Source organism: Paenibacillus macquariensis, assembly GCF_900156375.1.
GTDB classification, from domain to species: Bacteria; Bacillota; Bacilli; order Paenibacillales; family Paenibacillaceae; genus Paenibacillus_AQ; species Paenibacillus_AQ macquariensis.
The window spans coordinates 87,570-100,372 of the sequence record NZ_FTNK01000006.1 but is presented as its reverse complement, the minus strand read 5'-3'; the positions used below and the strand labels follow the sequence as shown (position 1 = coordinate 100,372).

Genomic DNA, 12,803 nt, shown 5'->3' with positions numbered 1-12,803 from the left:
GCCCTGTATTCATTGTTTCACTTAGTGGGTATGCAAAGTTTTGGCTTTATACTCTGTAGGAGACATACCAAAATGCCTTTTAAATAATCGATTAAAGTAGAATTGATCACTAATACCGACTAGCGAAGAGACTTCCTTTATATAGTTGCGACCTTGCATAATTAATTCTGCAGCTTTATTCATTCTTATATTATTGATATAGCTAAACAGGCTTGTGCCAACTTGTTCCTTAAACATACGACACAAATAGTTTTCACTGAAATTTGTATAACTCGAAATCATTTCTAAGGTTATCTTATCTTGATAATGCAACTCTATATAGTTAATGACATCTAGTACTTCTTTCTTAAATACAGGAGTGTCAGGCGTATCAGTTAGTAAGCTTAAACACTCAAAATTTTGTATAGCGTTCACTGTAAATAGTTCAATGGTTTTACAATAAAGCAAACTTTTCTTGAGGTGCTCGTATTGCTCTGGATCATCGATTCGGATTTTGTTCTCATATAAAGGCATATAATCAAGACATTTAATGATGAACGTTCTAACAACATCCGGATGAATGTGATTGTGCCTACACTCTTGAATAAATGCTTCTAATTTAGCTTTGATCGAATCTTTATCATATTGCTGCCAATGCTTAATAATCGAAATGGAGTAATCAACATAATTTGTGTGAATCGAATCTTCCTGAAAATCGATTTCATCCACTTGTATAACTGGATGATGTTCGTAAAAATTAATATGTAGGGCATTTTTACATGCCCAATATGTATTTCTTGCCTCTACATAGCCCATAATTTCATGAGAATATACAATAATGGGATCTAGTGAAATATACATTCTAATTAGTGTACGAATTTTGTTGATGAAGTCCATAGGTTCGATCTGATGGTTATTTAGCTGTTGTTCTGAGATTAAGGCGATGATGCCGTTTGCTTCAACTTGAAACACTTCAATATCATTTCCTGCCTCTACTAGGTCGAGAATCATATTCTCGATAAATGCAATGGAGATATCCGTCTTCTCATCGTGTTCTGCTGAAATGTCTAGATCAAAGGTGATATAGAATAGATATATGGGGGTATCCCTCAAATTCAATACAATTGGTTTATTGTGCAAAAAATGATGTAGATCAAAAGATGTATCTGTGAAATATTCTTTCAACACCGTATTTTTTACACTTTTAAGATTACTTTGCATGAATTGATCTCGAGCTTCCTGTTCTTGTAATGTATGCTGTTGTTCCTGAAGGAGGCTAGCTGTCTTCTGAAGCTGCGCAATAAGATCCTCGGTTTTTATGCTGATTTTCAACATATAGTCAACTGCCCCAAGAAGTAATGCTTCACGTACAAGCTCATAATCTCCAAAATTGCTTGCGACGATGATCTTTCCATTGTATTTAAGTTTATTTAACTCCTTGATGAATTGAAGACCATCCATATTAGGCATCTTCAGGTCTGTAATGATAATATCTGGTTTTAATTTCTCAACTAAGCCCAAGGCCTCTATGCCATCTGATGCAGTTCCACATATAGGAAATCCGAGATCCTCCCAAGCAATCATCGTCCGAAGTGCGATTTTGACAATAGGTTCATCATCTACAAGTAGTACATTAAACATTAAGATTAGCCTCCTTGTTGAGTTGACTTTCGTATGGAATGATGATTTTACAGCATGTACCTTCACCAATAACACTCGTTATAAATAAGCCGTATTCTTCCCCGTAATAGAGTTTAATTCGTTCATCTACATTCGTTATTCCGATGCCTGATAGCTTCTTATTATTATCATAATTTTTTGAAGTAGTTGTATCAAATCCTTTACCATTGTCAGTGATCTCAATATCGATGAATTGATCTCTTCGTTGAACTTTGATTGTTATCTTAATGGATCTACCATGTTCAGATAAACCATGAATAATTGCATTCTCAGCGACCGGTTGCAGGATCAATTTGGGAATGAGGCAATGACGTAATTCATCATCGATAGCATATTCAACTTGAAAACTATCCGCATAGCGAATTTTTTGTATTTCAAAATAGTTCGATAAATTGTGTAGCTCTTGTTCAATCGTAATTTCCTCATTGCGGTCTAAGATGGTGCTGCGAAGTAATTCTGATAAAGAGCTAATACCGTTACTTAATACGGGTACCTGATTAATTATGGAGAGCCAACGTAAGGTGTTAAGGGTATTAAATAGAAAGTGTGGATTGATCTGGGATTGAAGCATTTGTAACTCTAACTCTCGCTTACGTTTTTGATCCAGTTTCTGATTATGCATCAGATGTTCAATCTCACCAACCATACTATTTATTTTACGAGATAGCACACCCATTTCATCTTCATTCTCATCTTGAATACGATTTGATAATTTGCCATTGGATATTTGATTACTAAAGGTGATTATTTTCTTTATAGGTCTCACAATACTATTGTTCATAACAGAAATGATCACGATACAACATATAACGATAAGAACGATGATGACTGTCATACTGATGGTGATCTTGCTAGTTTCGGAATTAATGTAGGAGAAAGGCATCATTGAAATAAGGTACCAACCGATTTGTTCATTATATATGTAAGAAATTTGCTGACCTGCGTTATTAACCTGTCCGGAAAAAGATTGACTGCCTTGCCCTTGGTGCTGCTTAATTTGATTGATAAGTTCAGGGTCTATGTATGGTGTTCCTACAGGAATCTTCTTATCGTTGGCTGATAACACGGTCCCATCTCGACCCATAATCATGAGCTTAGAGCCAGTCCCTAGATCGACGTTTGCAAGAATTTTATCTGAGAATAAATCACCGCTGATGAATACAAAGGCATAACCGATCGGGATTGAACTGTCATTCACTGCATGTATTTTTCGTCCTAGAGCAATGGTATCATACGACCGAATGGTTTTGACATAAGTAAGACCATCATAAGGAGCATTCGCATCCACATCTCTCATTGCCTTATCTAAGGCTTGGTTATTAATGGTCTCAAATCCTAATTCATAAAAAAGATTATGGTTCTTATCAAATATACTTACGTTCACAGCATGTGATGGGAAAATAGTTCTAAAAATGGCATCCATAGCTGCTTCCTTGGCATTCTCATGGTCCTTTTGCTCAGCATTTCCGCTCGGCAAGTTCTCTTGTACAAATTCATTCGTTGAAATAGATCCAATGAGATACTGGTAGTTCTGTAGTTCTGCAAGTAAATTGATATTAACTAATGTTAAGGCTTGAAAGGTAGATTTACTGAGCTTGTCACTGATGGATTCAGAATAAAGGTGATAGGCATAATATCCTAGAAAAAAGAGAGGAAGAACGGAAACAATTAAGAAGGTTCCAATCAACCGATGCTGTATTTTGAATTTGCGTAACATAGACGGCCCCCTTTTACTAATTAAGCTTATAGGAAAGTAATATTGTGTATAATTATAGCATTAGTTGATAACGCTTTCACTCTATTAATATGAAAATAGTTGAAGAATACACAAAATAGCTCAACTCGATTGCACCTATAGATATTGTATGTGGCTTGGCTATATAATAGGCAAGAAACGAATTAAGGAACCCATCAAGGGATTCACTTGGAGAAGATATCATGCATGAATTACCTATAAATGATGTATTACCGCAGTTGAAAGACCAATTGAGTCATCATACTTCAGCTGTTCTTATAGCAGAACCAGGTGCTGGGAAAACAACTCGTGTGCCATTGGCATTAATTGATGAGCCTTGGCTTGAAGGCAAGAAGATTATGATGCTTGAACCTCGAAGATTAGCTGCACGTTCTGCTGCTCACTTTATGGCTACTCAATTGGGCGAACGAGTAGGTGAAACGGTAGGTTATCGCGTACGAATGGATAGTAAGGTTGGGAAGTCGACACGGATAGAGGTCGTAACAGAAGGCATTCTAACTCGGATGTTGCAACATGACCAAGAACTAACAGATGTTGGTATTCTTATATTTGACGAGTTCCACGAACGGAATATACATGGAGATCTTGGATTGGCACTCGCAATGGAATCACAAGCGATGTTAAGGGAGGACTTGAGAATTCTAGTCATGTCAGCCACGATGGACGCAAGCGTGGTTGCATCGTTATTACATGATGCTCCTATCATTCATTGTGTGGGGCGCCAGTTCCCGGTCGATACGGTATATGTACCTAACCCAGCGCATGTTCCGATGGAGAAAGCTATGTCTTCTGTTATTCGTCAGGCATTGATGAGTCACGAAGGAAGTCTGTTGGCGTTCCTTCCGGGTGTAAGGGAAATTCGAAAAGTTAAGCGTGAGTTAGAAATCATGTCATTACCAGATGACATGGTAATCAGGACGTTGTATGGACAGTTGCCTTTGTCTGAACAGAGTGATGCTATTCGAATAGAAGCGGATGGACGTCGTAAAATCGTACTGGCAACTTCGATAGCGGAGACTAGCTTGACCATAGAAGGTGTACGTATTGTTGTTGATTGTGGTCTTATGAGAACACAAGTTGTATCTTCACGAACTGGGATGTCACATTTAACGACAGTGAAGGTATCGAAGGCATCTGCTGATCAACGAAGAGGGCGAGCGGGACGTACGGAATCGGGGACTTGTTATAGACTGTGGAGTCAAGAAGAGCAAGATTCCTTCCAAAGTGCTAATACACCTGAGATCATGAGTGCTGATCTTACTTCACTTGCACTCGAAATTGCAGTATGGGGAATTCAAGATCCGAAGGAATTACGATGGATAGATAGCCCATCTGATATGGCGTTTGGTCAAGCGGTTGATCTTCTGAAGCGACTTGGTGCTGTGGATCAAAATGGACGAATTACTTCACATGGTCGCCGAATGGCTAATATTGGGATGCATCCTCGTATGGCCCATATGATATTAGAAGCTATACCTCTTCAATGTGGCGTATTAGCATGTCGATTAGCTGCGCTACTACAGGAGCGGGATATTTTCAAAGGGAAGAGAGCATTCGATGATAGTGATATCTCTACTAGAATAGATCAATTGGTTCTGTGGGAGAATCAAGGAATGCCAAACCTGGATGATTCTTCGCTAGATGTGGCAGCTATGCATCGTATTATTCAGGAGATGCGCCAAATGCAGAGAAAACTAAATATAAGCGAAACTTCGACTATACATTCGGATTGGTGTGGTATCCTTTTGTCATTTGCATATCCAGATCGGATCGGACAAGGTAGAGGTGACGGAAGATTCCTATTAGCAAGCGGACGTGGTGTGGAGATGTCCATGATTCAGCCTCTGAGCCGTTCACCATATATTGTAGCTGCGGCTGTCGATGATCGTGGGTCAGAGGGTAGATTGTTATTGGCAGCTTCACTCACAGAAGCATCATTGTATCGTTATCACCAGGAACTAATTCAAGAGACGGACATGATTCTATGGGACCGAGATTTGCAAGGAGTTAAAGCTCGTCGCAAGTCGTTATTCGGAGTATTGTTGCTCCAAGAGAAAGCCTACCCGAAGCCGCCGGAAGAAGAAGTTGCTCATGCTTTACTCGAAGGTATTAAAGAAGAAGGTTTGCAACTATTGCCATGGAGTAAAGTATCCACCCAATTAAGGCAGCGATTGTTGTTCATGCACTCAGTAACGCCATCTGATTGGCCCGAAGTGACAGATGAAGCTTTACTAGCGACAATGGAAGCGTGGTTACTGCCCTCGATTTATGGGATGAAGAATCGAAATGATCTTCAGAGGTTGTCATTAAATGGTATTATCGAGCAGAATCTACTAACGTGGGATCAACGACGAGAGTTAGATACCAAAGCGCCGACACATATGACGGTTCCTAGTGGATCACGGATTGCGATTGATTATAGTGATCCTGACCAACCCAAGGTAGCTGTGAAGTTGCAGGAAATGTTCGGCTTACAAGAAACGCCGCGTATTGGCGGAGGTCGCGTACCGTTAACACTTCATTTATTGTCACCGGCGCAACGGCCAGTTCAGGTGACATCCGATCTGGCTAGTTTCTGGGGAGGCGCATATTTTGAAGTGAAAAAAGATCTGAAAGGCCGTTATCCCAAACATTATTGGCCGGATAAGCCATTAGAAGCGATACCTACACGTCGAACGAGACCACAGCAATAGAGACGGTGACCACTTCGAAAATTAACTTGTTTATATGAATGCTCTGAATAGCGTTTATTTATGTAGAGATGAGGGTAATGAAAGAAAGGATCACAATTACCCATTATCTTAAAGGAGGATTCAATTATGGATAAGAAAATTGTTGGAGTGTTTGATACAGAGCAAGAAGCTTCTAGAGCCATTGAAAATTTGAAGAATCAAGGAATTGGGATTGAACATATCTCAGTGATAACAAAAGATAGAGATGATTTGAAACATATAACGGAAGATACAGGTTCGAGAGCTACGGAAGGCGTAGCTGCTGGAATGGCAACGGGTGGTGTGCTTGGAGGAGTTGTTGGACTTCTAGCAGGGATAGGAGCTCTAGCCATTCCGGGTATCGGACCTATTCTAGCCGCTGGCCCAATCGCAGCTACATTAGCAGGATTAGCAGTAGGTCTGGGCACAGGTGGATTGGTTGGTGGGTTAGTTGGTCTCGGTATTCCTGAAGAGGAAGCTGCTGAATATGAGTCCTATGTAAGCAATGGCAAAATTCTAGTTCTTGTAGACTCTGATGGACCTGCAACAGAAGTGTATCATGTATTCCGTGATAATAAATCACTGAATGCAAATCGTTATGACTGAGAAGTGAACAGTGGATTAAATACTCCGCCTAACAAACCTTGTGTATAATAAATTGTCTGCAACTTCGAAATCATATACTTAGTCCAAGATTATAGTCCATAGATTGATTCGTAGAGGTTAAATGGGTAATTCTCATTCGACAAGAATCTGTCTATGGGCTGTTTTCTATTGATTATGATTTGATACAATAGGTATAGTAGAGATTGTTAATGCCTTAGGGAGGTAATGATATGGGTATAAGTGAAATGAACATAGGAGTTAATGATGATTGGAATAATTATTTAGGGCATAAAGAAATGAGCAGCGTCAAATCACTATGAGTGGGAGAATTCAATGGTACATAAAGAAAGAATTACTGAAATAGAAAGCTTACGTGGGTTGGCTTTTCTGGCTGTGGCACTACAGCATAGCATTGCGCATTATTCGGTCGTAGCGGGTATACGTCTTGAAGATGGGGTTCTTATGACGTTATTGTTAATTGCCGCTAAGTTCGCGGTTCCAGTATTTATTTTTATAACGGGTATGGTGTTATTCTACAACTATGAGGGTCAATTTAATTACTTTTCTTTTCTGAGAAAACGATTAAGTGACATTATCATACCTTACGTACTTTGGTCATTGGTTTATTTCTCATTAAACTACGGTTGGAATGAAGGGCTAATTCAGCAAGGTTGGAAATGGTTGTTAATGTTGTTTACGGGTAAGACTAGCTATCATCTCTGGTATGTAGTGATGATCTTTCAGTTCTACCTCTTGTTCCCAGCCTTTCGTTATGTGATCTATAAAGTGAGAAAAGCCATCCCACCTAGAACGTATATTGCGTGTATTATTTGTACGGGGTTACTATTTGTGTGGCTAACAGATAACATCTTTACGATAGGGGATGTAATAACTGGTATTCACTTACCTGTGATTACACCTATGTTCACGAAATATGTGGATCGTAATTTCTTGTTCTTTTTCTTTTATTTCGTACTAGGAGCTTGCGCCGGTCTGCGCCCGGATCTATGGAGAGAATGGATATGCAAGGGGAAGTGGATCTATGTGAGTTGCTTCATAGTCTTATTCGGTTACTATACATACATTGTTATCGAGAGCTTCCAAACGCCAAGTGGAATAGTCATTAACTTTAATAAAGTGAATTTACTACGACCGCTCATGGTATTCTTCCTGGTTAGTTCAATATGTGTGTTTTACCAACTGGCGATGTGGCTGAATGAACGTGGTGGCACAAGATGCAATAAGATCATTGTATCCATCGGGAAATATTCATACGGAGCTTACTTAGCGCATGCTTTTATGTTAAGAGTTAGTTATACATTTGATGTTCAGTTTTTTGTATACTGGCCTGTATTTCTTAGAATGTTGATGTCTTTCGTGATTTGTGTCCTGTTCTCCTATTTCTTGATGATGTTGCTCTCAAGGATGCCGTTTGGCAAATGGGTAGGAGGCGTTCCACAGAAGAGGAAGAAAGTTGTGACGACAACGTAGATCATGTTCAGATATTAAATATAGAGATCGATTCAAACCTTCGAAATAAGTGGGGGTTGGATCGGTCTCTTTTTTAAACCTATCAAGTGAATAATACAATATGTGAAAAATTCATAATAGAAGCTCGTAAAAATATGCCTAGATACTTTTAATCTCCATTCACCACGTTGGTGTTCTCTACATCAGAAGTCATGTAACAAAGGAAAGTCCCATGAATCAATCATGCTGTGCATTTTGGTAAATAGTTGTTTATAATAAGTTTATATTGGCTAATGAAGGAAAAAAGAAAGGAGATATTATCCATGGCATTCATGATTGCCCAGCGGGCATTTATCAAAGTATATCTAATTACGATGGTAGAACAACAACGAGGATATGGATATCAGATGCTCGAAGAACTACGAAAGCAATTTAGTAACTATGGCTATTCTCCTCCCCAAAGCGAGATTTACCGAGCTCTTCATGAATTAGTGCAAGAAGGGGTATTATATCGGACGAAGCAATTAAAAGGAAATGATCCCCGTGTGGATTTTCAAGAAATCGTTCTGTACCACTTTACAGATGAAGGCGAAGCGAAGGCAGAGTTGTATAAGAAGCAAATTAAGACGGATCTTGATCGTTGTCTGGGGATACTGAATAAAGCGGCTAACGATAATTATTGATGCCAAACGGGAACACTGATGTAAGCTATTGAAGTCTGTTGAATCTTATATTTACGTGCATATGGACCTACGTTGATTTTTTTCCAGAATGAACAATAGAGATTGGACATTCCTACAAAAAAATGTGGCTATTTTTATCTAAGCGTGAAAATGTTATATAATTAAAAAAGTGCGATTATAATTTCATAATTAAACACATCTTAGATAGTAGATCATAGGAGGTATTCTCATTGGATGAGCATATGCAACGAAGACTTGACAAACAGAAGAAATTATTTAATCAATTGGGAATTCATCTTGATGCTCGTTCTATCCATGAAAAAGTGTTCAGTAATAAACTCAGAGGGTATGATCCTGATGAAGTCGACACTTTTTTGGACGAGGTTATTAAAGATTATGAACGCTTTTATGCTACGATAGCTGATTTAATGGACAAGTGGCAGGAACAACAAATTGTCATGCGTGAGCTAAAAGCGGGAATAAAACCAGAACCTGTGATGACACACACCATAGATCCTAAACAATTGGAAGACATTATATTGAATTTGGAACACAGCATGAAACAGTTGAGATCAAAAATCCGGCCTGAGCAAGATTTCTTTATTGAATAGGTTGGATCACAGCAGGTAAAAGAGCCCTTTTCTAAACAACCCTTTGGACCAAAGGTGAAGAAAGGGCTTTTTAGTGATAGATTTGTAAATGAAGTGCCAGTGAGAGAGGCAGAATGGTGGGAGAAGACGAAATGTCATTAGATGAAATGTTTGATATTTTCAATAATAGAATGGAAAAGATCGGAACGGCAAGTAGGTCTGAGGCACATCTTTTAGGATTATGGCATCAAACATTTCATTGTTGGGTGTACAGAGAAACGGATGGGCAGGGTCCAAGCTTATTGTTTCAATTACGAGATGCAGAGAAAGATACATATCCAAGTTTGCTTGATATTTCTTGTGCGGGTCATCTATTAACAGGAGAGCGTGTCGAGGATGGAATACGAGAGTTGAAAGAAGAACTTGGACTTAGCGTCTCATTTAATGCGTTACATTCCTGCGGTGTATTTGTTGATGACAATACCATTACTAAGACACTTATAGATCGTGAATTCTGTCATATGTTCTTGTATGAATGTGCTAAAGATGTATCTGAATATGATTTTCAAGTAAGTGAAGTATCGGGGCTCTATTTCATCAATATGGATGAATTCCAGCAACTAATTCAGGGAGATATCGAATCAGTAGTAGCCGAAGGGATCACGCTCAATGGAAGCACTGGTGAACGTTACGAAGAGAATAGAGTAGTGAGCTTACGCGATTTCGTTCCACATCAGAAAGAATACTACGACTTGATCCTTAGTGAAATTAGGAAGTTATAAAAAGAGATAGAGAAGTAGATCATTCATCTACATGCTCTATCCCTATTTGGCTATTGACCAATCGTTTGATCCGTCTTTCCTTGGATCTCAACAAGTTTCATAATGATAGATGCCGCTTGTGCTTTCGTGACCTTCTGTTGTGGGTTGAATTTGCCGTTCTCGCCTTCCATTAACCCAAGATGAATGACAGTCGCGACGGCTCCTTTATTGTTGATATCTTTGGCATCAGTCAATTGATTAACCGTGGTGTCATTACCTAGGTAAGTCGACAATTTATTATACTTCACAATAGAAGTCAGAAGAACCGCTAGCTGCTCTCTGGTCAGTTCTCTCTGAGCTTGAAATGTTGTTGTGTCGTTCTTAATCCATTTCCGTTCCACAGCATAGTTTACAATACTATAAATAGGATCTTCTGGAACAACACCTGCTATAGGCTTGCGTTCTACACTACTATAACTTTCGTAATAAGGTGTGATCGACTTAATTATCATAGAAAGCCAGTCGCCTTCAGTGATTACTGCATTGGGATTTAATTTCCCAGTAGGATCAGTTGTCAGTACACCATATTCAACTAGCGTGGTAAGTGCTTTTTCTGCTAAGTTGCCTTTAATATCGGTTGGAGTGATTCTTGAGCCAAGTTGTCCAGTGATTTCATACTGTGTTACCCAGTTGCCTGAGTTAGCATCAAGGACCTGATAAGATATATTCGGGTCAATTGGCGTAGGATTATAGACAAGTCGCATCTCAGCTTTGGTAGTCGTATTGTTAATGTAGAATCCACCGAAGCGTGAATATTGTAACTTCAGGGTGGTATATTGTTTTCGGTATGTTTCTAATGCCTCGGCTTTTGAAACTTTGAGTACAGGGGTATCTTTTAGTTTCTCTAATCCTGTTGAACGATTTGCATAATAAGTTTGTAGTCTACCGTATATATCGAAGGTAATGGTTAAGCTTTCACTTACCGGAATGCCTTTGTAAAAGCGTTGAAATTCATATCGATATTGGTTACTTTCTTTGATGAAATTCCAGTCATCTTCATGGTTGACTATTTTTAATTCACTGCTTGCATTAGGATATAATCGGTTGATGAGGTCGATAGCCCTTTGTTTGGCTGATTGTTTCGAAAGTTTAGTAAGCCCACTTGGTATAGATAGATCTTTTGTAGAAGTGGTGGACCCAAATGTCTCAACTTGGAATTGTAAAATCTCACCGGTATCTGCATCAATTTCAGCAGAGGATTGCTCAGGGAAGGAACGTTGAGGAGCATTATTAGTATTTTCTCCCCAATTCAAATTCCATGATTGTTGTGTAGGATTTATATAATAAGGTCGTAACGACGAATTATTTAATGTTCTTCCTTTGGGAATCGTAGCTACTTCCTGTACAATTTTGGCAGCTTCTTCAGCAGTCAGCTGAACCTTTGATGTGCGAGGTTTAAAGTGCTCCTTGGTCTGAGGTACTTCTGAATAAGTGACTGGTGAGATAGGGGGATTTGTACCGTCATAGGAAATTCTTTTACCTGTGAGCGCATCGATGGAGTACATTGAATATTCTAAGGGGCGGTAACCCAAAACCCAGTCTGTTGTGCGTCCATTCTTATTGATAGGAATGTAATAAAGACCAACATCTAAGTCGGCAACGAATTGTTTATCTGCTTGGAATTGGGTGATCGTTGCTTTTGAAGTGGGATATGTCAGAATATCGGAAGGTTTATTAAACTGCACAATATTCCCAAAAGCGTCTACGGTTACACTTATCGCGTCCGATGGAGAGGGGATTCCGTTCTTCAATGTTGTGAAGGAGAATGAATATTGTATAGGTCCGAAGAGAGTTCGATTCTCTAGATTGTTAATACTACTATCCTCTAATTGAAGGTCCTTTAAGGATATAGATGTAACGGCTTTTGTAATAAAAGCTTTGGCTTCTTGTAAAGCTTGCTCTTTAGTCAATTTGGGAGGATAGTAGGCTACGTTCTCATCTGACTGCAATGAGATGTACGTACTAATTAAATCGCCTGTCATAGCATCCACGGAACTATTGAAACCGTAACCATTATTTCCTATCTGATAGTTCCATTGAATACTCCAGACCATTTGATTCTCAGGAGCTGGGAAGGAATTGTTATTTCCCAATGTAATATTGGATGTTGTGGCATCCTTAAGAATGGGGAATAAGGACCTAAGTTTTGTAACGGCATCTTCTTTCGTGAATTTAGCCTTTTTGGGATCTGGTGTTACAGGTCCAGGCATGGGGATTTCACCAGCTGCAATGGATAATTTTATTCGATCCGATGTGACCGTTCCGGTTGTATTGGAACCTTCTGAGTCTGCAAACACCAGGCCCTGAGGCAGGAGGATTGAACAGGTCATTGCGCTTACAAGCGCTACTTTAGATATGCGATAGTACGAACGAGTATTTCGATTTACCACAATATATCATCCTTTCAAAGTTAAATCTTCCAATTCATTGTAATTTATATTGGGTAATAATTCCAACAACAAAGTGATACATGTTATGTATATTGTTAGATTCTAGAATCATTCATC

9 protein-coding genes are annotated in these 12,803 nt (G+C 39.0%); 6 read left to right on the top strand and 3 right to left on the bottom strand.

All coding sequences use genetic code 11. The features are described 5' to 3' along the window. Positions 1 to 21: 21 nt before the first annotated feature. On the bottom strand, positions 22 to 1,620 hold the full coding sequence (locus BW961_RS12875; RefSeq protein WP_068580206.1) for a response regulator: 1,599 nt from the start codon (positions 1,618 to 1,620) through the stop codon (positions 22 to 24). Then, positions 1,613 to 3,376 carry a sensor histidine kinase gene (locus BW961_RS12870; protein ID WP_068580203.1) on the bottom strand — a complete coding sequence of 588 codons (1,764 nt, stop codon included), beginning with the start codon at positions 3,374 to 3,376 and terminating at the stop codon, positions 1,613 to 1,615. Before BW961_RS12870 ends, BW961_RS12875 begins: the two co-directional genes overlap by 8 nt. A 221-nt stretch (positions 3,377 to 3,597) precedes the next feature. Here BW961_RS12870 and hrpB point away from each other — a divergent pair, with 221 nt between their 5' ends. From hrpB to BW961_RS12840, 6 genes are all read left to right on the top strand, one after another. Beyond that, the gene (gene hrpB / locus BW961_RS12865; RefSeq protein ID WP_068580201.1) at positions 3,598 to 6,108 is read left to right on the top strand and encodes an ATP-dependent helicase HrpB; all 2,511 of its coding nucleotides are present in this window, start codon (positions 3,598 to 3,600) and stop codon (positions 6,106 to 6,108) included. A 126-nt stretch (positions 6,109 to 6,234) separates the two neighbouring features. Continuing rightward, the gene (locus tag BW961_RS12860; RefSeq protein WP_068580199.1) at positions 6,235 to 6,732 is read left to right on the top strand and encodes a general stress protein; all 498 of its coding nucleotides are present in this window, start codon (positions 6,235 to 6,237) and stop codon (positions 6,730 to 6,732) included. Between the two features lie 333 nt (positions 6,733 to 7,065). Further along, positions 7,066 to 8,223: an acyltransferase gene (locus tag BW961_RS12855; protein ID WP_068580197.1), complete on the top strand. Its 1,158-nt coding sequence runs from the start codon at positions 7,066 to 7,068 to the stop codon at positions 8,221 to 8,223. A 302-nt stretch (positions 8,224 to 8,525) separates the two neighbouring features. Continuing rightward, positions 8,526 to 8,885, top strand: coding sequence for a replication termination protein (locus tag BW961_RS12850; RefSeq protein WP_068534892.1), 360 nt, complete (start codon positions 8,526 to 8,528; stop codon positions 8,883 to 8,885). Between the two features lie 230 nt (positions 8,886 to 9,115). Further along, a complete protein-coding gene (locus BW961_RS12845) occupies positions 9,116 to 9,496 on the top strand; it encodes a DivIVA domain-containing protein (RefSeq protein ID WP_068580195.1) in 381 nt (126 codons plus the stop codon). 131 nt (positions 9,497 to 9,627) lie between these two features. Further along, positions 9,628 to 10,257 (top strand): NUDIX hydrolase, encoded by a 630-nt coding sequence (locus tag BW961_RS12840; RefSeq protein ID WP_068580193.1) that lies wholly within the window; start codon positions 9,628 to 9,630, stop codon positions 10,255 to 10,257. A gap of 50 nt (positions 10,258 to 10,307) precedes the next feature. Here the strand turns inward: BW961_RS12840 and BW961_RS12835 are convergent, their stop codons facing one another. Further along, positions 10,308 to 12,686 (bottom strand): YcdB/YcdC domain-containing protein, encoded by a 2,379-nt coding sequence (locus BW961_RS12835; RefSeq protein ID WP_068580191.1) that lies wholly within the window; start codon positions 12,684 to 12,686, stop codon positions 10,308 to 10,310. Positions 12,687 to 12,803 lie beyond the last annotated feature (117 nt).